The organism is Mycobacterium sp. SM1 (assembly GCF_018361265.1).
GTDB lineage: Bacteria > Actinomycetota > Actinomycetes > Mycobacteriales > Mycobacteriaceae > Mycobacterium.
Genome location: NZ_JAFLNH010000003.1, coordinates 529,911 through 554,582, shown reverse-complemented (window position 1 = coordinate 554,582; position 24,672 = coordinate 529,911). Strand labels below are relative to the sequence as shown.

General features: G+C 66.0%; 21 protein-coding genes, 1 tRNA gene and 2 pseudogenes. 12 read left to right on the top strand and 12 right to left on the bottom strand.

Annotated features, from left to right (window positions below; genetic code table 11):
• Window positions 1–183: 183 nt before the first annotated feature.
• The 3 genes from MSM1_RS15595 to MSM1_RS15585 all read left to right on the top strand — a co-directional run bounded on the left by MSM1_RS15595 (window position 184) and on the right by MSM1_RS15585 (window position 2,820).
• Complete coding sequence (locus MSM1_RS15595; RefSeq protein ID WP_213444066.1) at window positions 184–1,530, top strand: IS256 family transposase; 1,347 nt, start codon at window positions 184–186, stop codon at window positions 1,528–1,530.
• A gap of 673 nt (window positions 1,531–2,203) precedes the next feature.
• A complete protein-coding gene (locus tag MSM1_RS15590; protein WP_213444061.1) occupies window positions 2,204–2,500 on the top strand; it encodes a hypothetical protein in 297 nt (98 codons plus the stop codon).
• A gap of 17 nt (window positions 2,501–2,517) precedes the next feature.
• Window positions 2,518–2,820 (top strand): CopG family transcriptional regulator, encoded by a 303-nt coding sequence (locus MSM1_RS15585; RefSeq protein ID WP_213444057.1) that lies wholly within the window; start codon window positions 2,518–2,520, stop codon window positions 2,818–2,820.
• An 803-nt stretch (window positions 2,821–3,623) separates the two neighbouring features.
• Here the strand turns inward: MSM1_RS15585 and MSM1_RS15580 are convergent.
• Window positions 3,624–4,103 (bottom strand): hypothetical protein, encoded by a 480-nt coding sequence (locus tag MSM1_RS15580; RefSeq protein ID WP_213444053.1) that lies wholly within the window; start codon window positions 4,101–4,103, stop codon window positions 3,624–3,626.
• A gap of 149 nt (window positions 4,104–4,252) precedes the next feature.
• On the bottom strand, window positions 4,253–4,849 hold the full coding sequence (locus MSM1_RS15575) for a hypothetical protein (RefSeq protein WP_213444047.1): 597 nt from the start codon (window positions 4,847–4,849) through the stop codon (window positions 4,253–4,255).
• On the opposite strand from MSM1_RS15575, the pseudogene MSM1_RS15570 reads away from it, so the two are divergent.
• The 7 genes and pseudogenes from MSM1_RS15570 to MSM1_RS15545 all read left to right on the top strand — a co-directional run.
• Window positions 4,785–5,318 (top strand): annotated as a pseudogene (locus tag MSM1_RS15570) (helix-turn-helix domain-containing protein); the annotation flags it as partial. The gene MSM1_RS15575 and the pseudogene MSM1_RS15570 overlap by 65 nt on opposite strands.
• Before the next feature lie 108 nt (window positions 5,319–5,426).
• Window positions 5,427–6,488 (top strand): site-specific integrase, encoded by a 1,062-nt coding sequence (locus MSM1_RS15565; RefSeq protein ID WP_307857407.1) that lies wholly within the window; start codon window positions 5,427–5,429, stop codon window positions 6,486–6,488.
• Entirely contained in the window at window positions 6,485–7,018 is a 534-nt protein-coding gene (locus MSM1_RS21955; RefSeq protein WP_236056432.1) for a hypothetical protein, read from the top strand. Before MSM1_RS15565 ends, MSM1_RS21955 begins: the two co-directional genes overlap by 4 nt.
• The gene (locus MSM1_RS15560) at window positions 6,954–8,816 is read left to right on the top strand and encodes a site-specific integrase (protein ID WP_236056429.1); all 1,863 of its coding nucleotides are present in this window, start codon (window positions 6,954–6,956) and stop codon (window positions 8,814–8,816) included. The genes MSM1_RS21955 and MSM1_RS15560 overlap by 65 nt, the downstream gene beginning before the upstream one ends.
• 69 nt (window positions 8,817–8,885) lie before the next feature.
• Window positions 8,886–9,671 (top strand): annotated as a pseudogene (locus MSM1_RS15555) (transposase); the annotation flags it as partial.
• Window positions 9,672–10,173: 502 nt separating this feature from the next.
• Window positions 10,174–11,361 carry a site-specific integrase gene (locus tag MSM1_RS15550; protein WP_213444043.1) on the top strand — a complete coding sequence of 396 codons (1,188 nt, stop codon included), beginning with the start codon at window positions 10,174–10,176 and terminating at the stop codon, window positions 11,359–11,361.
• Between the two features lie 17 nt (window positions 11,362–11,378).
• Entirely contained in the window at window positions 11,379–11,879 is a 501-nt protein-coding gene (locus MSM1_RS15545) for a restriction endonuclease (protein WP_213444039.1), read from the top strand.
• A 104-nt stretch (window positions 11,880–11,983) separates the two neighbouring features.
• On the opposite strand, the gene MSM1_RS15540 is transcribed toward MSM1_RS15545, so the two are convergent.
• Window positions 11,984–12,060: transfer RNA gene (locus MSM1_RS15540), tRNA-Pro, on the bottom strand.
• A 206-nt stretch (window positions 12,061–12,266) separates the two neighbouring features.
• Between MSM1_RS15540 and MSM1_RS15535 the strand changes: the two genes are divergently transcribed.
• Window positions 12,267–13,673 (top strand): HNH endonuclease signature motif containing protein, encoded by a 1,407-nt coding sequence (locus MSM1_RS15535; RefSeq protein WP_213444036.1) that lies wholly within the window; start codon window positions 12,267–12,269, stop codon window positions 13,671–13,673.
• Window positions 13,674–13,756: 83 nt separating this feature from the next.
• Here MSM1_RS15535 and MSM1_RS15530 read toward each other — a convergent pair whose 3' ends face one another.
• The 8 genes from MSM1_RS15530 to MSM1_RS15495 all read right to left on the bottom strand — a co-directional run bounded on the left by MSM1_RS15530 (window position 13,757) and on the right by MSM1_RS15495 (window position 22,466).
• Window positions 13,757–15,415, bottom strand: a complete 1,659-nt coding sequence (locus tag MSM1_RS15530) for an NRAMP family divalent metal transporter (protein ID WP_213444031.1) — start codon at window positions 15,413–15,415, stop codon at window positions 13,757–13,759.
• A 2-nt stretch (window positions 15,416–15,417) separates the two neighbouring features.
• Window positions 15,418–16,734 carry a magnesium transporter MgtE N-terminal domain-containing protein gene (locus MSM1_RS15525; protein WP_236056700.1) on the bottom strand — a complete coding sequence of 439 codons (1,317 nt, stop codon included), beginning with the start codon at window positions 16,732–16,734 and terminating at the stop codon, window positions 15,418–15,420.
• Between the two features lie 328 nt (window positions 16,735–17,062).
• On the bottom strand, window positions 17,063–18,457 hold the full coding sequence (gene der / locus MSM1_RS15520; RefSeq protein ID WP_213444026.1) for a ribosome biogenesis GTPase Der: 1,395 nt from the start codon (window positions 18,455–18,457) through the stop codon (window positions 17,063–17,065).
• A complete protein-coding gene (cmk, locus tag MSM1_RS15515) occupies window positions 18,454–19,137 on the bottom strand; it encodes a (d)CMP kinase (RefSeq protein WP_213444021.1) in 684 nt (227 codons plus the stop codon). The genes der and cmk overlap by 4 nt, the downstream gene beginning before the upstream one ends.
• Complete coding sequence (locus tag MSM1_RS15510) at window positions 19,134–19,877, bottom strand: pseudouridine synthase (RefSeq protein WP_213444019.1); 744 nt, start codon at window positions 19,875–19,877, stop codon at window positions 19,134–19,136. Before MSM1_RS15510 ends, cmk begins: the two co-directional genes overlap by 4 nt.
• Window positions 19,877–20,566 carry an SMC-Scp complex subunit ScpB gene (scpB, locus tag MSM1_RS15505; protein ID WP_213444014.1) on the bottom strand — a complete coding sequence of 230 codons (690 nt, stop codon included), beginning with the start codon at window positions 20,564–20,566 and terminating at the stop codon, window positions 19,877–19,879. The genes MSM1_RS15510 and scpB overlap by 1 nt, the downstream gene beginning before the upstream one ends.
• Window positions 20,567–20,724: 158 nt before the next feature.
• Window positions 20,725–21,639, bottom strand: coding sequence for a segregation/condensation protein A (locus MSM1_RS15500; protein WP_374101735.1), 915 nt, complete (start codon window positions 21,637–21,639; stop codon window positions 20,725–20,727).
• A complete protein-coding gene (locus MSM1_RS15495) occupies window positions 21,603–22,466 on the bottom strand; it encodes a ParA family protein (RefSeq protein WP_213444008.1) in 864 nt (287 codons plus the stop codon). Before MSM1_RS15495 ends, MSM1_RS15500 begins: the two co-directional genes overlap by 37 nt.
• 404 nt (window positions 22,467–22,870) lie before the next feature.
• Here MSM1_RS15495 and MSM1_RS15490 point away from each other — a divergent pair, with 404 nt between their 5' ends.
• Window positions 22,871–23,605 (top strand): O-methyltransferase, encoded by a 735-nt coding sequence (locus MSM1_RS15490; RefSeq protein WP_236056693.1) that lies wholly within the window; start codon window positions 22,871–22,873, stop codon window positions 23,603–23,605.
• 128 nt (window positions 23,606–23,733) lie between these two features.
• Here MSM1_RS15490 and xerD read toward each other — a convergent pair whose 3' ends face one another.
• Complete coding sequence (xerD, locus tag MSM1_RS15485; protein ID WP_236056690.1) at window positions 23,734–24,660, bottom strand: site-specific tyrosine recombinase XerD; 927 nt, start codon at window positions 24,658–24,660, stop codon at window positions 23,734–23,736.
• Window positions 24,661–24,672: the final 12 nt, after the last annotated feature.

The following is a 24,672-nucleotide window of genomic DNA, read 5'->3' as shown; positions in this document are numbered from 1 at the left end:
CAAGCGTTAGGGTTTGAGGCATAGCATCGTGCAGCACAACCCGCCCGAATGGATCTCGCTAGAACGGACAAGTCATGAAATCACGCTGGTCGCCCTGGCGGTCGTGTCCCTGCGGCGGTGTAAAAGGGTTCGGACGTAGGTTCCCTCCAAGACGGGGAAGTCTGAGGAAAGGAGCCTACGTCCGTGTCGACGAGGATATCGCCTGCGCAGCGGTTGCAGGCAGAGATTGATGGGGTGTTCGCCGGTGGTGAGGATTTGTCGCGTGCAGTCGAGCGGGTGGCCCAGTTGGGCGCGCAGCTACTGCTGCAGTGCGCGTTGGAGGCCGAGGTGAGCGCGTTTTTGGGCCGGGATCGCTACCAGCGGGCCGCTACCAGCGAGGATCCGCGGGCTGGGATGCGTAACGGGTATTGCCCGACCACGGTCAAAACGACCGCCGGCCCGATCACGCTGCAGCGGCCGAAGGTGCGCGGCACCACCGAGCGGTTCGCCAGCCAGTTGTTCGGCACGGGGGTGACCAAGACCAACGCGCTGGAGTCGCTGGTGATCGCCGGGTTCGTGCGCGGGTTGTCGACCCGCGACGTGGAGGCCACCTTGGTCGAGGCGCTCGGCGAGGGCGCGGCGGTGTCGAAGTCGACGGTGTCGCGGGTCTGCGAAGACATCAAGACCCAGTTCGAGTCCTGGAGCCGTCGGCGCCTCGACGAGGTGGAGCTGGACTACCTGTTTTTGGACGGCAGCCATTTCACGTACCACGCCAACGCCTCGGCCGAGCCGGTGCTGGCCGCGTGGGGCATCGACACCGACGGCAAACCGGTGTTCGTCGGGCTGGAGGCCGCCGCGAGCGAGTCCGGGGATGCCTGGGAGGGGTTTTTGACCGGGCTCGGCGAGCGCGGGCTGGCCTGCCCGCTGCTGGTGATCAGCGACGGCGCACCGGGGTTGATCGGCGCGGTGGAGCGCACCATGGGTGCCGCGCTGCGCCAGCGGTGTCTGGTGCATCGCGCCAGAAACATCCTTGCCAAAGTGCCCAAAAACGCCCAAGCCGAGGTGAAGGCCGACTACTGGGCGATCTTCGATGTGCCCGAGAACATCGCGCCTGGCCGCGACGCGGTCACCTACGTGCACAACAGGATCGACGCGTTCGCCAAGCGTTGGCGCGACTCGTATCCGGCGGCGGTGCGGTGTCTTCTTGATGACCGTGACTCGCTGACGGTCTACCTGCGGTTCCCACGGGAGCACTGGGCCCGGGTGCGCCACTCCAATTTCATCGAGCGCACCTTCGGGGAGACCCGCCGCCGAGTCAAGGTCATCGGCCGACTGCCCGGCGAGCACTCCTGCCTGAAGCTGGTGTGGGCCGTGCTCGACCGCGCCTCGGCCGGCTGGCGCGGGTTCACCATGACACCGGCCGAGCTACGGCTACTACAGGACCTGCGAAGGTCGTTGCATGACCCACCGACCCAACTGCCGCAACGAAATTCGGAAGTACGCGCCGAAACCGGAGCGGCGCCGGCCGATGCTGTCGGCGCCATCGCATAAAATCACAATCGCAAGTGAGCGGAATCTATGCCCGAACTTTTACACCGCGATTGGGACGCCACCGCCCTGGCCCGACCACGCCTGATGGGCCTGCCGGAATGGACCCGCCCACAACTGAGAGCGATACTGACCGACCCGAACGCGCACCCGAGTGCTCGCCATTGCCCAACAAGGAGGGAAGGGATTCGGACAGTTCCAATATCCGACGTCACCATTGCATACGTCCGACGACACGGCCCGCGCCGCGGTCGAACGCTTGAGCGGGACGCTCGGACTATGAAACGGCTGTTCGAGGGGAAACGCGAGCGGGTTGCTGTATCCGTTGCTGTACATACCCCTAGCGGGTACTGCTTTGTGCATGTCCGCGGGCCACCGATATGGCGTCTACCTGCGGAAACTTTGGTCGGGCTGACAGGATTTGAACCTGCGACCACTTGACCTCCAGTCCGGGACCGGTGCTGTCGAGTCACCTCACATCGTCTCTGTAACCCCGTTCAGCTGGGAGAACACTCCCCGGGTGTCCTACCTGGTGCCAGCGTGTTTCGTCGGTCGTGTGACAACGGTGTGACAACGACGTCCAAGCGCTGTCACCTCGGCAGCGCATCCGTTGGGCCGCCGTACCTTGCGAAAATGTGTTGCACCTCCTCGCTAAAATGTATTACGCTTTCTATGTGTGCGGATCAGCATCAGGCCAAGCGCCCGTGCTCATCTGATCCTCGACACCGAGATCCGCGCCTTGGTGAGTTTTCCCGCGCTGCGCCTGTCGCTCGAAGCTCGCCGTCCCGGCGCGCAGCCGGTGCTGTTCATCGGGCCTGCGGTGACCGGCCAGCCGTGGATCGAGGTCATTGCCGATCTGGCTGACCCACTCGTGGTCGATGTGTTTCACGCAATGATGCTCCGCCGCAGCCTCATCGAGTCACTGGGGCTCGACGAACTGATCGATCCCGAATACGGTCCGCAGCGGACCTGAAGATGCAAAGGATAACCATGAGCCGCAAGCGCCGATTTTCCGACGAAGACTACGCGGAGATGGCCGCGGATTACGAGGCGCATCCGCCCACCGCGGACGAAGTTCTTTCCGTCGATGTCAATCCTGCGTTTCTGCGCAGGGGCCGGCCGCGCAAGGGCGTTGCGGCGCCCGGGGAGACGCCGTTGACGACGGTGCGGTTACCTGATGCCATCCGTGAGGAGTTGGTGCGTCGTGCTAGGGCGGAGGGTTCTTCTGCGTCAGAGTTGATCCGGCGGGCCGTGGTTGAGTACTTCGGTCGTCATCCTGTGGGATCGGACTAAGGGTTCGCCACGCCGCCGCGAGCCTGGTCGCCGGACAGACCAGAGATGTTAAGCGATGCCGGCAGCCCGTGATAAGGCTCTAGGCAGTGGTCGCAGCTGACAGGCATGCCCGCATGAAAAGCCGTCCCGAGAAGTTCGCGAAGGTGGTTGGTGTTGATGGACAAGTTCGTTTGACGCGCCAGTGGGTCGGCCGGCACGTCGACAAAGCTAGCTTCCTCCAGCACACGTCCTTGTTGACCCCGATGACGGGGGCCCGGTAAAGCTCGCTCGGCTCATGTTCGCACTCGCCTTCTCGGCACACCCGGCAAGGTCCGAAGGCCGTTGGTCCGCCTCGCACCCAGTACAGTCGACTCCGACGATGGGAGCACTCGGACAGGTTCTCGCCGCAGATCGAGCACACCACCCTGGCCACGATCCCGACTGAGAGACCAACCCGCTTATCAGCCAGCATGACCGGACACGATGTGCTGTAACTCGTTCCCTTGCAGTCGAGTTGACAGTCGAAGTTCTCACTGGTCCATCGTCCAATCTCGTGAAGATACTGGTGCTCAGCGGCTGCACGAACCGTTCCTTCCGCGAACCAGTATGTTTCAGCGGCTGCCCGCAAAGCCTGCCGCGCGAAATCTTCCGCCTCGTCCGGTGAGGAGTTGAGGGCATCGTATGCGGCGTCGGCCAGCCTGCTGGCACGGTTGTGTGCGGCCTGAATCCGCTCACGCTTCCGATCCTCCCAATATTGTTCGGCGGGACCGGCATCGGCTCCCTCGATGGGCTGCTCGGATTCTCCGGAGTGGGCGGTCACGGTTTCACACCTCCGATGACTTGGATTGAAGCGCAGTCGGCGGGTCGGCCTGCATCAATTCGGCGACTTCCGCCCCGGTGCCTTCGTATGTCATCCATTCGCGCGTAGTGGTGCCATCGGGGTGGCTCTTCTCCCGGAGGACCTCCACTCGGACGCGGCCCGTGCTTTGAGGGCTTCGCCCGAACCACCGAACAAGTGCCGCCCAGGTGGCGGCTGACAGCACGCCGCCGGGCACTCCGAGGGCAGCCCCCCAGATGACCTCAGCCGCTGAGCGCTTTTCGATGAAAGCACGCCGCTCCGGTGCATCCGCCCACGCGACCGTGATGCCTTCGGCCCGTAGATCCTTCACGAAGTCGATCAAGCCTTTTTCGTAAACGCCACTGCCGTCGTCAAGGCGTCGCCGTTCCGGCAGAACCACAAGTCCTGAAGAGCGGTCGGACGCGGCGAATACTCGCTCCGCTTCGTCTCGGTCTTCGTCCAGCACGTAAACGAGTGTATCTGCGCCCAGCCCGTGCAATCCAGATACCAAACTCGCCAGGAAATCGGGGCATAGTCGGCGCCGACGCCCGAGGGGCATTCTCCGTGCCGGTGTCGGACGACCCAGCCCAGAATGAGCGCCGATCCGGCAGGCGTTCACAACGCCGTTGAGCGGCTAATGAAATGGCCAAGACTATCGATTTGCCGCAGCAGATTGGCCGGTGACATCGCCAAATCTATTGCATGGCAATATATCACGACACCATTGGTTTGAACGGTGTGCCGTTCCATCGATTCGTTTCCTTTGGCGTACACCAGGTGTACTTCTGGAAGGCCCAGAACTGTGCAGTAGGCCAGCATTTGGTAGAGATCGACGTTGGGGAAGCCGTCGGGCCGCTCGGCTTTGTATTTGGCGTCGATGACGGCCCGCGCTATTCCGTCCCGGTACCACAGCAGATCGGGCCGCATGTCGACCCTCTTCGCCACGTCCAAATGAAAGCGCGCTTGGGTGACACTGTTTCCGCCGAGTCGCCGCAGCGCTTCGCCCAGGGCGACGGTGACGAAGTCCTCAAAGATGCGGCTCTTCTGACGCTTCCGTGGGCCGGTTGTTGATGTAAGGGGCGCACGTCGTTGTGGCTTAAGGTTTCTGGCTTGTGGAAGGTCAGGAACCAAAGGAGCCAACAACGACGTGCGCAATGTGAGGCTATGGCGTGCGCTGCTGGGTGTCGACCAGCGCACCGTGATCGAAGACATCGAGTTCGAGGAGTTCGGGGAGGAAGACGCCGACGGCGACACGCTGGTGGTGGCGCGGGTGCGGCCGCGAAGTGGTGTTTCGCGCCGTTGTGGCCGCTGCGGTCGCAGGGCGCCCTGGTATGACCGGGGTGAGGGTCGGCGCCGGTGGCGGGGCCTGGATTGGGGCACGATGCAGGTGGTGCTGGAGGCCGATGCGCCGCGGGTGAACTGCCCCGCCCATGGGCCTACGGTGGTGGCGGTGCCGTGGGCGCGCCACCATGCCGGGCACACCTACGCCTTCGATGACACGGTGGCGTGGCTGGCGGTGGCGTGCTCGAAAACCGCGGTGTGCGAGTTGATGCGGGTCGCCTGGCGCACCGTAGGGGCGATCGTGGCCCACGTGTGGGCCGACACCGAAAAGACCGCTGATCGGTTTGCGGGTCTGCGTCGGATCGGCATCGATGAGATCTCCTATAAGCGTCACCACAAGTAGCTATAAGTTACGTGGAATTAGACCAGCGTGTCGATCGGCGGGGACCACGGCGCGGCCCAGTAACGTCACGGATCAGCGTGATTGGGCGACGGGGTGGTCTGCGGCGTGCCTGAGGCTATGGAGACGAAGTGGCCGGTACTGGCTCGGCATGAGCGGGCCATGGAGTGGCTGCGGATTTGGATCGATTTGGGGCGCGCGCCGCGGACCATCGATGCATATACGCGGGGATTGGCCGAGTACCTGGAAGTCTGCGAACGGGAGGAGATCGACCCGCTGACCGCGACCCGAGCGCACGTGGCGGTGTTCGTGCGGGAGCTGAAGAGCCGGCCGAGTCGGCGCGGCGTCAACGTGGTGGCCTTGGACTCGGGGTCAGGGCTGGCAAACGCGACCTTGCAGCAGCGTCTGGTGCCGGTTCGGCTGTTCTACGACTTCCTGGTCGAAGAAGGCGTCCGGGAGTCGAATCCTGTTGGCCGGGGCCGTTATACGCCTGGCGCACGATCCGGTGCAGGGGTGGGCTCGCTGGTGCCGCGGATGGTGAAATTGCCGTGGATACCCAGCGAGGCCGACTGGCTGAAACTGCTGGGCGTGGTCGCTGATGAGCCGATCCGCAACCGGGTAATGCTCGCACTGGCCTACGACGCGGCGCTGCGGCGCGAGGAACTGTGCTCGCTGCGCAGCGACGATCTCGACCCGGCGCATCGCACTGTGCGGGTGCGCGCGGAGACAACCAAGACCCGCCGTGAGCGGGTGGTGCCGTACTCGGCGCCCACAGGCGTGCTGCTGTCGGCCTACCTGCAGCACCGGGCGACAGTGAGCCGGGCGCGGGGAGCGTTGTTTTTGTCGGAGTCGCGTCGCAACCGCGCCGAACCTATCACGTTGTGGACCTGGTCGAAGGTGGTGCGGCGACTCGCTTTGGCGGCCAACCTTCCTCGATTCTCTGCTCATACCACGCGGCATTTGTGTCTAACGGACCTGGCGCGGATGGGCTGGGAGCTGTACGCGATCGCCACGTTCGCCGGGCACCGCAGCACCGACTCCACGCTGCAGTACATCCACCTGTCCGGGCGGGAGTTGTCGGCGAAGCTGAGCTCCTCTATGGCGCAGATCCACGCGTGGCGGATCGGCATGCTCACCGGACCCGACGCGCACGGGCAGGACTCGCCGTGACCGCCGTGACGCCGGCGTTGCCGGCCGGGATGCGCCCGGACCAGCGGCCGTCTGGGCAGCTTCGGCGGGATGGTCGCTGGGATGACCGGGTCGCTTTGGGCGAGGACGAATCCGCGGCGCTGGCCGCGCTGGGTTGGGTAGGGCTGCGGCGCCGGGTGGCCGGCATTCCACGACGAACCGCAGGACACTGGGATGCGCTGGCGCGGCTGACCACGCCGCTCGATGAGACCCTGGCCGGGCTGCATCATGGCGATCACGTCCGTTTCCGGCGTGCCGGTACCCAGGCTGCGGCGATTGTGTTGCAGCGCTGCGCCGACACCGGCCAGTCCTGGTGGGGCTGGACGCCGTGGGAGTGGGCACGGCTGTGCGGCCCCAGCGTGCGGGAGTTCATCACCTGCCAGCCGCTGTCAACCGAGTCGACGCTTCGCCCGTTCGTGGTGGCGCTGGCCTACCTGCTGGGCGGGTTTGAGCGACTTTCACCGGCTGGGCATGTTCAACCGGCTTCACTTGGCCTGCTTGATCTTTGGTGAACCCGCCGTCGAGGAGTCGCTGCGGCGGGCCAGCGAGGTGCTCGACCGGTGGGGATACCGCGATAGCTTGGGCGCCAAGCACCGGTGCCGGGGCGTGTTCAGCCAGGCCCTGCTGCTCAACCGCAGTCCCCGGCTCGACGATTTGAGCGCCGAGGCGTTCGCCGCGTTGCGTGCCCATCCGGCCACCGACGGGCACCAGGGCTCGATGCTGTATGCGCTGCAGCGGGCGGTCGCCGCGCTGGGCTACTGTGATCCGCCGGTGCGCACCGGAAACAACCACTTCACCCACATCGAAGGCGCCGATCCGGCGTGGACCGCCTGGATCCAGCGCTGGCAGGCAACCTCGACACTGACCCCAAAGGTGCGCGCCACGGTCCGCACCATCATGGCCAAGGCCGGGCGGTGGATGGCCGCCGAGCACCCCGAGATCACCGAGCCTGCTCAGTGGACCAGGGCGACCTGCGCGGCCTGGGTCGCCGCAGTCGACCGAATGAGCGTCGGCGACTGGGTTCAGCGTCACGACGGGCTCGGCGACCGCGTCGGACAACCGATCTCGCCGCGCACCAAAGCGCACAACCTCGTGGCCACGCGCATGTTCTTCCACGACTGCCAGGAATGGGAATGGATCCCGCGCCGGTTCGACCCGAATCGCGCGCTGGCCCTTCCGCGTAGCATCGCCGCCCTGATCGGCGCCAATCCACGCGTGATCGCCGACCAGGTGTGGGCCAAGTTGCTGTGGGCGGGGTTGAACCTGAATTCTGCTGATCTGCCCGGTAGCTCCGCCGAAACCTACTATCCGATGGAGTTGATCCGCGCGGTCACATTGACCTGGCTGTTTTCCGGGCTGCGCAGCGACGAGATCTCACGACTGCGGGTCGGATGCATCCGCTGGCAGCACGCAGGGCAACCCATTTGCGGCGACTCGCGTGAGATTCTCGCCGAGGACTCAGTCTGCCTGCTCGACGTGCCCGTGCACAAGACCGGCACCGCCTTCACCAAGCCCGTCGACCCGATCGTCGGGCAGGCCATCGAGGCCTGGCAGGCGCTGCGCCCCAACCAGCCCAAACGGCTGGACCGCAAGACCGGCGAACACGTCGACATACTTTTCTGCGTGCGCGCCCAGCCCGTCGCCAAGGCCTACATCAACCACACGATCATCCCGGCGTTGTGCGCTAAAGCCGGTGTCCCCACCTCCGACGTCCGCGGCAACATCACCAGCCACCGCGCCCGCTCCACCATCGCCAGCCAGCTCTACAACGCCAAGGAGCCGATGACGCTGTTCGAGCTGCAGGCCTGGCTCGGGCATCGCAGTCCCACCACCACCCAGCACGACGCCAAGATCACCCCGAACACGCTGTCGAAGGCCTACGCCGAGGCCGGATACTTCGCCCGCAACGTCCGCGCTATCGAGGTCCTCGTCGACCGCGACGCCGTCATCGCCGGCGCGGCCGCCGCGGGAGAACCCTGGCAGCACTATGACCTCGGCCACGGCTGGTGCGCCTACAGCTTCTTCGAACAATGTCCGCACCGAATGGCTTGCGCCCGTTGCGATTTCTACACCCCAAAAGGCTCGACCAAGGCCCAGCTGCTTGAAGCCAAGGACAACCTACAGCGTATGCGCGCCACCATCCCGCTCTCCGGCGAAGAACGCGCCGCCGTCGACGACGGTCACGCCGCCCTCGACGCCCTCCTCGACCGGCTCGCCGACGTCCCCACCCCGGCCGGACCAACACCCCACCACATCGGAGCCCGCCCGACCCCGACCATGCTGCCCATCGTCGAGATCAGCCACAAATAAGCCCCCGCCTGAAACCGGATTCGATCGAAAAATCCGCCCGGGGTTTGACGCCGGATCAGATTCCACATAATCACGGTGGTGGTTGACCACGACAGCGGCCGGCTGGTGTGGGCCGCCCCGGGCCGCGACACCAAGACGCTGCGGCGGTTTTTCGACGCTCTGGGCGCCCAGCGGTGCGCGCAGATCACCCATGTGTCCGCCGATGCGGCGGAGTGGATTGCCGATGTGGTCGCCGAGCGCTGCCCGGGCGCGATCCGCTGCGCAGATCCGTTTCATGTGGTGGCCTGGGCCACCGAGGCGCTGGATGCCGAGCGGCGCCGGGCCTGGAACGACGCGCGAGCGATCGCGCGCGGCGAGCCCAAGTGGGGCCGTGGTCGGCCCAGCAGGAACACCGCGCCGCGGCCGGGTCATGAGCGGGCACGGCGGCTCAAAGCCGCCCGCTACGCGCTGTGGAAAAACCCCGAGGACCTCACCGAACGCCAGAGCGCCAAGCTGGCCTGGATCGCCAAGACCGACACCCGGCTCTACCGCGCGTACCTGCTCAAAGATGGCCTGCGGCATGTGTTTTCGGTCAAAGGCCAGGACGGCAAAGACGCCCTCGACAAGTGGATCTCCTGGGCGCGGCGCTGCCGCATCCCGGTCTTCGTCGAGCTGGCCCGCCGCATCAAACGCCACCGCGAGGCCATCGACGCCGCCCTCGACCACGGCCTGCCCCAAGGATTGATCGAATCCACCAACACCAAGATCCGACTCCTGACCCGGATTGCGTTCGGATTCCACAACCCCGCCGCGCTGATCGCCCTGGCCATGCTCGCCCTCGGCGGCCACCGCCCCACCCTGCCCGGCCGCGGCTAACACCCCTCCACCAGGGCACCCCTCGGGTTTCCCCTCTCAGACGTCGCCGATTCTGCGCTACCCGCTCGTCGGTGTCCATGTCGTTCCGCCTCGCTGCGCTCGGGGGCTCCACATGGACACCTCCCACCCGGGCAGCGCTACAGGCAACTATCGCGGAAACGAGCACAAACGAAATCAACCATCAGATCACGGCCCCGAATCGGCCCCACCCACCCACGGAAACGTCAGGAGGGCCGTAAATCTTCGTGACGCCAATGCCGCCGAGCCGCCGCCTCGCATCGGTTACCGACAAGAGGAGCGGCTGATGGTCGCTGTTGTCCTTGTTCATGTGCTTCTGTCCCTTGTCTCGCGGTGTGATTCGCCGGTTTTCGCGAACTTGCTTGAAGCTATGGCGACACGTGTCGTCAGCGCCTTGAGTCATGCTGAGTGCCATCTCGTGTACGGTGCGGATACGCGACGACCACTTATCCCAGGTGACGCAGATCGCAATGAAAGGGCGGCGATGGCGCGGAACGCGAACGGCGAGGGCTCGATCTACAAGCGCATGAGGAACGGCCGCCCGGTGGGATACGTGGGCGCGCTCCCTTACAAGGACGACAACGGCGAGACCAAGCGCGTGCGCGTTTATGCGCCCACGCGGGCCGAGGTCCGCGACAAACTGCGCAAGGTGCGCGAACGCATCGAGTCCGGTGCACCGGCCCGCGACGCCAAGATGCCCGTCGGCGCGTGGCTGGCGCACTGGCGCGCAACGACATTGGCGGCCAGCGACCGCAAACAGGCGACGCGCGAGCTGTACTCGAATCTGTCACGGCGGCACCTTGAGCCTGAGCCGTTTGGCGCGATCCGACTCGACAAGCTCAAGCCCAGCGACGTCGAGGCGCTCGTGCTGGCGATGCGCGCCAAGACAAAGCCTCCGCGCACTGAGGGTGAGGACGTGCGGCGTGCGCTGTCCGACTCGACGATCCGCCAGACGTATACAGTTCTGCGAGCCGGGCTCGACGGCGCAGTGCGCGACGGCCTGCTCGCCAAGAATCCAGCCGCCGCGGTGAAGCGGCCCGGCGTCGCACGCACCGAGGCGAGGCACCTCGACCCCGACGCCGCTGCCGCGGTGCTCAAGCACGCGGCCGAGTCGCGCTATCACATGGCGCTGGTGTTGATCGCGGCGACGGGGCTGCGGCGCGGCGAGGTGCTGGCGCTGACTTGGGACCGGGTCGACCTCGACGCCGGGCTGCTCAAGGTGGCGGCGACGATCGGGCGCATTGGCGGCCAGCTCGTCGTGAGCGAGCCCAAGACGGCCCGGTCACGCCGCACGGTGCCGCTCGCCCCGGCCGTCGTCGAGCTGCTCCGCGCGCACAAGACGGCACAGGCGGACGAGCGCCTTCGCGCGGCGAATCAGTGGCGCGATAGCGGCCTAGTGTTCACGACCGAGCTGGGCGGGCCGGTCGACCCGCGGAACCTGCTGCGCGTCGTCGAGGTCGCCGCCAAGGCGGCCAAGGTCGAGGGTGTCGGTGTGCACACGCTGCGACACTCCGCGGCGGTGGCGTGGCTTGAGGCCGGGGTGCACATCAAGGCGGTGGCCGACCTGCTCGGGCACTCCTCGATCGCGGTCACCGGCGACGTGTACGGACACACGAGCGACGACGCGGCGCGAGCCGCCGTGGATAGGCTCAGTGCGGCACTCGGTATCTAATCAAGAGGCGGCACACGGTGACCACAGACGAGTCGACGACCTGGAAAAGCTACGAGGAGGTTGCTCGCCATCTCCTTGAGACAGTGGGCCACCTGCTCGGACTAAAGCTGGAACGGGTAGAGGGAAAGCAGACCCTTGTCGGTGAGTCCGGTGCAAATTGGGAAATCGACGCCAAAGGTGTAAAGGCTCAGTCGGGGGCGATTGTGGTAATCGAGTGCCGGAGGTACACGGATTCCAGGGTCAAGCAGAGCGCGGTCGCGTCCCTTGCATGGACTATCAGCGATGTTGGCGCGTCCGGCGGCATTATCGTCACTCCGATCGGTGTCCAAAAGGGTGGCCAGATCGTTGCGCAGAGCGCTGATATTGAGATCGTTCACCTAGATGCGAACGCGACCCCTACAGATTTCAGGATCAAGTTCCTGGAAAAGGTGGTTGTCGGCGCGTCTGCGAATCTCCACGTGACAGTCACCCTCACCGCCGAGGCCGAAGTGGTGAAAGCCGACACGTCAGAGCAGTGAAACCCAAACCGCCGTTGCCATCCGCGTTGCCATCCATACCCCGCCAGGGTACGAAAAAAGCGGCTTTGCAATTTCGCAAAATCGCCTCTCACCTGCGGAAACTTTGGTCGGGCTGACAGGATTTGAACCTGCGACCACTTGACCCCCAGTCAAGTGCGCTACCAAACTGCGCCACAGCCCGTATGCTGCCGTGCATCACCGGCGGCAGGTCGAAGCCTACCGGAGACGGCCCGGGTAGCCGCAAGCGAACGCGAGCTCGCGGCCCGGGCGCCATGGCGACATCGCAAGGCAGGTTGTCAAACCGCAATTCGGCACCCTGTTGACGGCTCCCACGCTTGTGGATAAACGACTCGTGAGTTGTCACACCTGTCCGGTAATATCTCGAACATGAGCTCGACTGGCGTGCTCGCACCACCGGAGGTGGGCGCCGCCTTCGACGCGCTGGATGCCGCGGTGGCCCGGATCGGCGAGTTGAACCTCGATGCGTGTGACCCCGTTGTTCGGCTGCGGGCACTCGAACGGATGGAGACCTCTCGGCGCGAACAAGCCGTAACCGGCCACGACCTGATCGCGGGGCTGGCCAAAGAAGACCCGGCCGACATCGGCGGTGCCGTGCACAAGGTGATCGCCGACTGGCTGCGCATCAGCTACACCGAAGCCCGGCGGCGGGTCCGCGACGCCGAGCAGCTCGCGCCGCGCATAACACTGACCGGCCAAACCCTGCCACCCGAGCTGCCCGCCACCGCCCGGGCGTGGCGCGCCGGGCTGCTCGACGGACAGCATCTCCGGGTGATCCAGAGCTTTGTGCGCGACCTGCCCGAAAGCACACCACCCGACACCGTCGAGCGCGCCGAGCGATTCCTGGCCGAACAGGCCGCCACGCTGCGCCCCGACCAACTGGAGAAGGTGGCCAATCGCTGTGCGGTGCTGATCAACCCCGACGGCAAGTTCTCCGATGCCGATCGGGCCCGCCAGCGCGGGTTCACCTGGTGCGCGCAACGCCCCGACGGGATGAGCCTCGGCAAGCTCATCGCCTCCCCGGAGCTGCGCGCCAACCTGGATGCCTGGCTGGCCCGCTTCGCCGCGCCCGGCATGTGCAACCCCGACGACCCTACCCCCTGCGTAACCGGTCAACCCGGCGAGGACGCCGTGCACAAGGATCTACGCAGCCATACCCAGCGTCAACACGACGCGCTCAACGCCTTGGTGCGTGGCCAACTGGGCGACCCCCGACTCGGGGCGCACAACGGGTTGCCGGTTGCCGTGATCGTCTCCACCACACTGAAAGAGCTCACGACCGGCGCCGGGCACGCGCTCACCGGCGGCGGCACCCTGCTGCCGATGCGTGATCTGATCCGCATGGCCTGCCACGCCTACCACTACCTGGCGGTGTTCGACGAGCACGACAACCGCCCGCTGTATCTGGGCCGCTCCAAACGCATCGCCTCAGCCGATCAACGCGTGGTGCTCTATGCCAAAGACCGCGGCTGCACCCGCCCCGGCTGTGATGTGCCCGGCTACTGGTGTGAAGTCCACCACCTCGACAACTGGGCCCGCGGCGGGCAAACCGACATCGACAAGCTGACCTTCACCTGCAAACCCGACCACAACCTCACCGAACAGGGTTGGCGCACAACCAAACTCGCCAATGGCGCTACCCAATGGATCCCACCAGCGAAGCTCGACCACGGCCAACCCCGGACCAACGACTACCACCACCCGGAACGGCTGTTCACCGACGACGACCCTGAGCCAGGGTCGAAACCGCGAGACGTACCACGGTCGCCGCCCTGACCGCCGCGACCAGCTGTGGGATCAGCAGCCGGTACCGCCCGATGAGCCAGACCACAATGATCGCGCGCAGAGAGCCACCGCGGCTAGACGCGCCCCAGTTGGATGACTTTTATCACCAGCACGACCGCCGAGACGAGGAGATAGCCGCGCAGCGCCAGCATGCCCAGTCGCGTCCAGCCCGTCCAGGTGACCGGTTCCAGCAAGGCCAGCGGTGGCATCCGCCACGTGGACCGATCCCTCCGATCGCGAGAAAGTTCTTGCGCTGCTGACGGTTCCGGCTTGCGGTGCGCAGACCACCGCACCACGCCAACAGCGACAGCGGCCGACACGACGAAAGTCACGGCCAGATAGACCGTGACCAAACGGACATCTAGATTCGGAAACACCGTGTTGACCATCAGGATCGCCGATAACAGCAGCAGCACGCCCACAATGAAGCCAGTCACCACGTTGAGCCACGGCCGGTTCACCCAGGGGCCCAGGACTTCCCGGTCGTTGCACAGCAACAGCAGAAAGACCGTGGCGCTGGGCAGCAGTAACCCGGCCAGGGCCTGCACAGCCAGGGTGATCAGCCCCAGCGGTGCGCCCGGGATGAGCACGATCGCCGCGGCCAGCGCCACCATCGCGGTGTAGGACAGGTAAAACGGCTTGGCGTCGGCAAAGCCCCGGTGCAGCGAATGCTTGATCCCGAACACGTCACCGAAAGCGTAGCTAGTGGCCAGGGTGACCGCGGCGGCGCCGATGATGGCCGCATCCAAAAGCACGATCGCAAACAGCGAGCCTAGGAGCCTGTTGTGTTGACCCAGCAGGCTCGCCACCACACCGGCGTTGATGAAATGCGCGTGGCTGTGGGTGGCGCGAACAGCCCAAGCGCCGGTCATCATCAATGCCGCCGCGCCGATGTTGGTGACGAAGGCGCCCACCGTGGTATCGATACGCTCATGGCCGATGAAGCGCGGGGTGATGCGCTTGTCCACGACGTTGGACTGCTGAAAAAACAGCTGCCACGGGGCCACCGTGGTGCCAACAAGTCCGACGATCAGCAGCACCCCATTGGAGCTGACTCCGCCCGCTATGCTGGGCACCACAAGGGATTTCGCTGCGTGTCCCCAGTCCGGGTGCGACATCAACAGCATCGGGATTTCCAGCAGCGAGATAGCGATGAACACGAACATCGCGCGTTCCCAGCGCCGGAAGCTGCCGGTGGCCGTGATCACGATCAACGCGACCGCGGCCAGCGGGACGACCACATAGCGAGAAATGCCGAAGTACTCGGACGCCAACACCACACCGATGAATTCGGTGACAATCGTCAAAAAGTTCAGCACAAACAGGTCACCGACGGAAAACCAGCCCCAAAACCGGCCGAAGCGCTCATTGATCAACCGCGCGTGACCCACCCCGGTGACCGCCCCCAGGCGCACCACCATCTCCTGGCTGACGATCAGCACCGGGATCAGCAACAACAGCACCCACAACAGGCTGTAGCCGTGGTCTTGCCCGGCTTGCGCGTAGGTGGCCACACCGCCGGCGTCGTTGTCGCCGACCATCACGATCAACCCGGGACCCATGATCGCCAGCAGGGTCACCAGCCGCGTCTTGAGCGTGCGCGGCCGCTCGGTGTCGCTGATGCTGATGCGGCCCAGCGCGCCCTCGATGTCACCAAGATGCGCGCTATCGAGCACCGCGCTGCGCCGCCGCGCCCCCACCGACACCACATCGGTGCGCTGCTGAACGGTCATCGCTACTCACCCCCTTGGCCGTGCTGGGCTGTCAGATCGCGGGTGGCGAGAGGCCCCCCGGCGTCCCGCGTCGGGCGCGGACCCGGCTCACGCCGGCGCCAGTCATCGGGAACGCTGAAATCCAAAACATCGTCAATGGTGACCACACCCAGCACCGTGTCCCGCTCGTCGACCACCGGGATAAGGTGCAAGTTGTAGTCCGACATCAGCACCGCGACATCGGTTAGATCCGCCTCGGGTCGTACCCGAATGGGATCGGAATCCATCAACCGGGCAACCCCATCGGCGGGATCGGCCTGCAGCAGCGCGATCACCGGCACCGTGCCGGCCAGCTGCCCGCGCTCGTTGAGCACATGCATCTGCAGCAGCGCCTCCGGCTGCAGGGCATGCGCGCCGGCGATAAGGGCCAGCGCCTCACCGGCGGTCGCGGCGCTACCGCAGCTCACAAAATCAAGGCTCATCAAACCGCCCGCACTGTCGGGATGAAACCCCAGCAACGTGATCACCTTGGCGCGCTGCGGGGCGGGCATCAGCTCCAAAACCCGCCGCCGGCGAGACTGGCGCAAATCCACGACCGTGTCCGCGGCGTCATCGGCGCGCATCCGCCCCAGCAGGGCAGCCACCTCCCCATCGGGCATGTCATCCAGCAGCCGGCTGGCTTTGCCGGGGTCAAGCTCCTCAAACACATCGGCCTCCAGCTCGGGGTCATGGCGCACCCGCTCGAGGATCTCCCCGCTTTCGGCCCTATCGGCCTCCTCCAGCAAGTCGGCGATCTGCGCCGGCTTTAGCGCCCCCACCCGCCCGAACACCCGCCGCACGGCCATCGACTGGCCATGCCCAATCAACGGCTCAAAGGCCTTCCAGTCCCGAGCCGCATGACCACCGGGTGCTTTCAGCAACCCAAACAACCGCGGCGGGCGGCGGGTATCCACCCGCGCGAGCACCCAACCATCCGGGGTGTCCTCCAACTCCACGTCATAGGCGCGCACCAACTCCCCGGCAGCCACATCAATGAGCCGATACCCCAGCACATCAGCACGCAGCAACACCTCCCCGAGGCGGCGCTCGAACTGGCGCAGATCGACCTTGCTTTTCGCCAGCCGCACCCGCTCCGGCTCGTAGCACTGAATCGATTTACCCCCCACAAACACCCGCCGATCACCCACCGCGGCCACGATCCCGCTCACCCGCGGATAGGCCGACACCCCCCGCAACCGCACAATAACGTCATCAACCCGGCCCACCGCCTCACCCGACGGCGTCACCACCGGCGCCCGCAACACCTCCGAGAGATGCATCACCTTCGCCCCGGCACCCATGGTGCCCGGCCCGACGGATGACTCAGCCATCGAAACCTCCCCTCGGCGCGCGATGAAACCTGCCGGATGGCCTCCCGCAGGTAGTGAGCGCAATCTTTGTGCTGTGGTGGGCCGCGGTCCATACGCTGGCAACACGTCGACCTGGTCCAACGAACCCTTGAAGTATGACAGCACCCGCGGGCACTGCTACCGGCTCAGGGAAAACAGCGCATGACGAGTAGGCGAACAGACGGCAGGGCACAACGGCCAGCAAACACCGAAGCCGCGATCGCTGAGGCATCGCCTTCCCGACCGCCTCGACCGCGTCGGCGCAATCGCGTCGGTAGCCTCAGCGCGACCTCGCGTCCTGCTGCTCGCGCACTCGTACGTTGATGCGGATCGGGCTGCCCTGGAAGCCGAACGTCTCCCGCAGCCGCCGCTCCAGAAATCGCCGATATCCCGCCTCCAGGAAGCCGGTCGTAAACAGCACGAACGTCGGCGGCCGGGCCGTGGCTTGGGTCGCGAACAGCACACGAGGCTGCCGGCCGCCGCGCGCCGGCGGGGGCGTCGCGGCGATCACTTCCCGAATCCAGGTGTTCAGCCGCGCGGTCGGAACCCTGGTATCCCACGACGCCAGAGCGGTTTTTAGCGCCGGCACCAATTTCTGCACGCCGCGGCCGGTCTTGGCGGAGATGTTGACTCGCGGCGCCCATTGAAGCTGGACCAGTTCGCGTTGGACCTCACGCTCCAGCAGAGCGCGGCGGTCCTCGTCGACCAGATCCCACTTGTTGAAGGCCAGCACCAGCGCGCGGCCCGCATCGATCACCATCGACAGCACCCGCTGGTCCTGCTCGGTCAGCGGCTCCGAGGCGTCGACCAGCACGATCACCACCTCGGCGGCATCGATGGCACTGTGGGTGCGCACCGACGCGTAGTACTCCTGCCCACTGGCCTGGCGGACCTTGCGCCGCAGCCCCGCGGTGTCGACGAATCGCCAGACGCTGCCGCCCATTTCGATCAGCGAGTCCACCGGATCGACGGTCGTGCCCGCGACTTCGTGGACCACCGCACGCTGATCACCGGCCAGCCGGTTCAGCAGCGAACTTTTGCCGACGTTGGGTTTGCCGACGAGCGCCACCCGTCGCGGCCCCCCTTCCGCGGACGGCGATTCTGCCGCGTGCGGCAGCGCGGCCAGCACATCGTCGAGCAACTCGGCGACGCCACGTCCGTGCATCGCGCTGACCGCGTAGGGTTGCCCGAGCCCCAACGACCACAGCGCTGCCGCGTCCGCTTCCCCCGTGTCACTGTCAACTTTGTTGGCGGCCAGGAATACTGGTTTGCCGCTGCGTCGCAGGATTCGCGCTGCCGCCTCATCGCCGGTGGTCGCTCCGACGGATGCGTCCACCACCAAGATCACCGCGTCCGCGGCGCGCATGGCCACCGACGCCTGCTCTGCCACCAGCTGCGCCAGTCCCTTGGCGTCGGGCTCCCAGCCCCCCGTGTCCTGCACGACGAACCGGCGCCCGGTCCAGAGCGCGTCGTAGGAGACCCGATCGCGGGTCACGCCGGGCACGTCCTGTACCACTGCCTCCCGTCGGCCCAGGATCCGATTCACCAGCGTCGACTTGCCGACATTGGGCCGGCCCACAACCGCTACCACCGGCGGTCGCGCGTCCGCTACGTCCGACGTGAACCCCTCAGCTTCCCAGTTGTTTTCGTTGCTACACGCGCCATCCTTTGTCACCGCTGAGCCTCGCTTCGATGCCTCACCAGCTGCAGCAGGTAATCGATCACCTCGGCCTCCGTCATGTCGCTGGTGTCGACGATCACCGCATCCTCGGCTGGCCGCAGCGGCGCCACCGCTCGCGTGGAATCCAGATGGTCGCGGCGGCGAACATCGGCCAGCACACCCTGGTAGTCGTCGACCAGGCCCACAGCGACATTTTGATCGTTGCGCCGGCGCGCCCGGGTTTCCGCCGAGGCGGTCAAGAAGATCTTCACCGAAGCGCCGGGCAGGACCACGGTGCCGATATCGCGGCCTTCCACCACGATGCTGCCCGGGCCCGAGGCCATCGCGCGCTGCAACGGCACTAGCCGATCCCGCACCGCGGGAACCAGCGATACGGCCGATACCGCCCTGGTGACGGCATCGCCACGGATCTCCATCGAAACATTCTCTCCGGCAAGGTAACACCGATCCTCGCCTGGATCATCACCCACCGACAACTGCACCGTCTCAGCAATGGCGCCGACGGCGGGCTCATCCGCAGGGTCGATTCCGGCGCGCAGCACCGCCAGCGTCACGATCCGGTACATCGCACCGGTATCCAGATACCGCGCCCCCAACGCGCGTGCCAACGCTCGTGAGACCGAGGATTTTCCGGTTCCCGCCGGCCCGTCCACCGCGACGACCAGGTCATTCACAGACCCACCGCTTTGTACAGTTGCCCCACCTCGTCGCGGCCCAGAGCACGAATGCTGCCGGGGCGTTGCGTTCCCAGCGATATTGGGCCGATGTCGGTGCGGACCAGTGCCTGCACCGGGAAACCCACGGCCGCCAACAGCCGGCGCACCAGGCGTTTGCGCCCCTCGTGCAACGTCACTCGCACCAGGGTCTTACCCGGGATGGCGTCGATCACCGCGAAATCGTCGACACGTGCCGGGCCGTCGTCCAGCTGGATTCCGGCGCGCAGCTTCGCGCCGAGCCCGCGTGGCACCGATCCTGCCAGCGTTGCCAAGTACACCTTGGGCACCTGATACGAAGGATGCATCAGCCGGTGGGCCAGCTCACCGTCATTGGTCAGCAGGATCAGCCCTTCGGTGTCGGCATCCAGGCGCCCAACGTGAAAAAGCTTTTTGTCGCCCCGCACCCGATGCTCGACAACGTCGCCGATGCAGGGCCGGCCGCGTTCATCGGACATGGTCGAGTGCATACCGCGCGGCTTATTCAGCGCCAGGTACACCAGCGACTCGTCGAGGACCACCCTGACCCCGTCGACGCGAATCACCGCTGAATCCGGGTCGACCCGAGTGCCCAGCTCGGTGACCAGCTGACCGTTCACGTCCACACGGCCGGCGGCGATCATCTTTTCGGCCGCCCTCCTCGATGCAATCCCCGCGTGCGACAACACTTTTTGCAGGCGGACACCCACGGATTTGGCCATCACTCCTGGTCCACGTCGAACGGCATCGGTTGCTCGGGCGCCGGGGCGCGGCCGATTTTGGCGAAACGGCGCTCACTGTCTAAGGATTCACTCACCTCGTCGATCGTGTCGACGTCGGGTAGCAGCGGCGCGATATCGGGTAGCTCCGCCAACGAGGACAATCCCAGCCGCTCCAGGAAAAGCTCCGTGGTGGCAAACGCGGCCGCGCCGGTGTCCGGATCGGTGCCGGCCTCGGTGATCAGGCCACGCGCCAAAAGCGAGCGCATGACAGCGTCTGAATTAACACCTCGCACAGCGCTCACCCGGGCACGCGTCACCGGCTGGCGGTATGCAACAACGGCCAGCGTTTCCAATGCCGCGCGGGTGAGCTTCGAGCGGGACCCGTCCAGCAACAGCCGCTCCACATACGGCGCGAAGCGGGCGCGGGTGTACAGACGCCAACCGCCGCCGTCCTCCCGCAGATCGATGCCACTGTCGCGCGCGGTGAGCTCATCGGCCATCAACCGCAGCTTGGCGGCAACCCGGTAGACAGGTTGCCCGACGGCCGCGGCCAGCGCCGCCACGCTCACCGGAGTGTCCGCCACCAAAAGCAGCGCCTCCAGCACCCTGGCCAGCTCGTCGTCGGAGAGCTCGGTCACCTCCGAAATACCGAGGTCGGCTCCCAGATCGGGCGGGGGTAGGTCGCTCATCAGCGCCGCTCCTCCTCATCGCTTCGCTCTGCATCGTCGCCGGCGCACCTCATCAGCGCCGCTCCTCCTCATCGCTTCGCTCTGCATCGTCGCCGGCGCACCTCATCAGCGCCGCTCCTCCTCATCGCTTCGCTCTGCATCGTCGCCGGCGCACCTCATCAGCGCCGCTCCTCCTCATCGCTTCGCTCTGCATCGTCGCCGGCGCACCTCACCGGCTGATCTTGCGCTTCTTGAGCTGCCGGCGATTCCGCTGTCACCGCGTCTTCGCTGGCCGGACACCGACCGGTCCACGAGACCCGGAGTACACCAAGTGGTTCTACCTGGTCAAATGCTACTGCTCCGACGCGGTACAGTTCGAGCAGCGCCAGGAAGCGCCCGACGATCTCGATTGGGGCCTGGCAATCGGCGACCAGCTCGGAAAACGACGCCCACCGGCCGCTTCCCCGCGTCCGCAGGAGCCCCAGCAGCCGCTGAGCCTGCTGGGGCACCGAAACCCTCAGCTCGTGCAGGTGCTCGGTAGCTACCGTCGGCACCGAACGGGGTGCGAACACCATCGCCCCGATCTGGGCGAATTGCGCCGCATCGACCCCTAGCATCACCTCGGGTAGCAACCCCGCGTAGCGGTCCTCCAGTGACACCACCCTCGGATAGCTGCGTAGCGCCGCGGTTTCCAACTCGGCGAACATCTGCGCAACCTGTTTAAACGCCCGGTACTGCAGCAGCCGGGCGAACAACAGGTCGCGGACCTCTAGCAGTGCCAAGTCTTCGTCGTCGTCGACTTGGCCTGCTGGCAGCAGCCGGGCGGCTTTGAGATCGAGCAACGTCGCGGCGATCACCAAAAACGACGTGGCCTCCTCCAGGCCCCGCTCCATCCCGATTTGCCGGGTATAGGCGATGAACTCATCGGTGACCTGGTGCAGAGCCACCTCGGTGACATCGAGACGGTGACCGAAGATGAGCTGTAGCAGCAGATCGAACGGCCCTTCGAAATTGGCTAGCCGGACCTGAAAGCCGTTCTGCGCTGTTCCCTCGAAATTCACGCGTTGAATCGGTCGATGACCTCGCGGGCCAATGAGCGGTAGGCCTCTGCGGCCCCGGACTTGGGCGCCCATGTGGTAATCGGCTCGCCCGCCACGCTGGTCTCCGGGAAGCGGACCGTTCGGGTGATAACCGTGTCGAACACCAAGTCACCGAACCTCTCCACAACGCGAGCCATGACCTCGCGCGCATTGACGGTCCGCGGGTCGTAACGCGTGACCAGGATGCCGCTGATCTCTAGCTTCGGGTTGAGTCGGTCGCGCACCTTGTCGACGGTGTCGGTGAGTAGAGCCAGCCCGCGCAGCGCGAAGTATTCGCACTCGGTTGGGATGATAACGCCGTCCGAGCAGGCCAGCCCGTTAACGGTGAGGAGGCCTAGCGATGGCTGACAATCGATCAGCACGTAGTCATAGTGATCCAGCACCGGGCGCAGCGCACGGGCCAGGGTCTGTTCCCGAGCCACCTCGTTAACCAGCTGGATCTCGGCGGCCGACAAATCGATGTTGCTGGGCACCAGATCCAGGTGCTTGACCCGGGTGTGGATCAATACCTCATCCACCGACACGCGCGGTTCCACCAGCATGTTGTGGATGGTGTGCTCCAGTTCGTAGTGCGGCACACCCAGCCCCGCCGACAGGGCTCCCTGCGGATCCATGTCGACCAGCAACACCCGTCGTCCGTAATCGGCTAATGCGGCGCCCAGGTTGATTGCCGAGGTAGTTTTCCCGACACCGCCTTTCTGGTTACACATCGCGACGACCTTGGCCGGACCGTGCGAGGTCCGCGGCTTGGGCTCGGGGATCGGCCGCGGGGGTCGCCCGGTCAGACCGGCCCCGGCACCATCGTCGTCGGCGGATGTCACCAGCGCCACTCCTCGATCCCGGCTACGCCGGCACCATCGTCGTCGGCGGAAATCATGGCCGCCACTCCTCGATCCCGGCTACGCCGGCACCATCGTCGTCGGCGGAAATCATGGCCGCCACTCCTCGATCCCGGCTACGCCGGCACCATCGTCGTCGGCGGAAATCATGGCCGCCACTCCTCGATCCCGGCTACGCCGGCACCATCGTCGTCGGCGGATATCATGGCCGACTGCGACTCGCCGGGCAATGCTTCAGCGTTCGGATGCTGCCGAAGTTCAGGGAGCACATCGCAGGAAAGTCTAACGGGTGCATGTTGCTGCGCCGGGAGACGCGCGGGCAAACGCTGCCACCCGACAGTCAGCACAGCCCGATTAGGGTGGATCTTGTGAGCCTCAAACGGCGTATGCCTTTTCTGCGGTGGTCGGTCTGGCGGATGGCCGTCGGGGCTCGCAACATCACCACCACCGGGCAGATAGGCGACGGGCGCGAGGCTGCTGCCGTCGCCTACGTGCTGCAGAACTCCCGTGCCGGCGACGTTGAGGACGTGCTGGCGGCCATGGACCGCTTCGCCTACGAGAAGGCGATCCTGATCAACGTCGGCGACGAGAAGGGGGCACTGCTCGATGCCGCCGTACGGCGGGCCCATCCGAAAACGGCTCTCGAGTTAGGAACCTACTGTGGCTACAGCGCGCTGCGAATCGCCAGAGCCGCACCGGCCGCCAAGGTGTACTCCGTCGAGCTGGCCGAAGCCAATGCCGTCAACGCACGCCGGATCTGGGCACACGCCGGGCTCGCCGAACGAGTGACCTGCGTGGTTGGCACCGTCGGCGACGGTGGCCGCACCCTGGACGTGTTGGCCCAGGAGCATGGCTTTGCGGCCGGCACGCTCGACTTTCTGTTCCTCGACCATGACAAGAACGCTTACCTGCCCGATCTGCAGAGCATCCTCGACCGCGGCTGGCTGCACCCGGGTTCCATCGTGGTCGCCGACAACGTCAAGGTTCCGGGGGCGCCGGAGTACCGCGAGTACATGCGTCGACAGCAGGGCAAGTTGTGGAACACCAGCGAGCACAAGGCGCACGTCGAATATCAGACGCTGATCGGCGACCTGGTCCTGGAATCGGAGTATTTGGGTTAGCCGGCGGCTAGCTGGGCCTCGCCGTGACCGGTCCTGCCCCGCCCGCCCCGCGCCGAGAGCCCCGGAGCGACGCAAGAGGCGGCTGAGTCTGCTGAGCTCTGGTCGGACCCAGCCCGGTGCGACGGCCCCTACCGCGCGCGCGGGTGGGCTTCGGCCCACACTTCGCGAAGCGCGCGCACGGTGACCAGGGTGTAGATCTGGGTGGTGGTCACCGACGCGTGACCCAGCAATTCCTGCACCACCCGGACGTCGGCGCCACCGTCGAGCAGATGGGTGGCAAAGGAATGCCGCAGCATGTGCGGTGACACACCGGACGTGATACCCGCGCGCTTCGCCGCATCCCGCAGGACCTGCCACGCGCTTTGGCGCGACAACCGTCCACCGCGCGCGTTGAGAAAAAGCCCCGGCGTTCCCCGTCCCCGACGTGCCAACTCCGGGCGTCCCCGCACCAGATACCCATCCAGCGCGCGCACGGCGGGGCGCCCGACAGGGACCAGCCGCTGTTTACCGCCCTTGCCACGCAACAGCACCGACCTAGCATGGGTATCAAGATCGTCGACATCCAGGCCAACCGCCTCGGAAATCCGCGCTCCGCTGGAATACAGCAATTCCAGCAGCGCCCGGTTACGCAGCGTGAGCGGGCCGTCGGACGGGCGGTCCCCGCCGGCGCCCTCCAGCAGCGCCACCACCTCGTCGACCGTCAAGCTCTTGGGCAACCGGCGCCCCGGTGTCGGCGGCTTCACGGCACGTGCCACATCCAGCTCTGCCAGTCCCTCGGCGGCGGCGAACCGATGCAGTCCACGCACCGCGATCAACGCCCGCGCGGCCGACACCGCCGACAGCACCGGCACCCCGGCATCGGGGTCCCCGCGGCGCAGTGCGACCAGAAATGCGCTGACGTCGTCCTCGCTGACCTTGGCCAGATCGTCGATCCCGCGGGCGGCCAGATGCTGGCAGTAACGCCGCAGGTCCCGTCGGTAGGAGCTCAACGTGTTTGCCGCCACACCGCGCTCGATCGTCAGATGGTCCAAATAGCCCTGCAGCTGGGTTTCCAATGCCAATTGCCC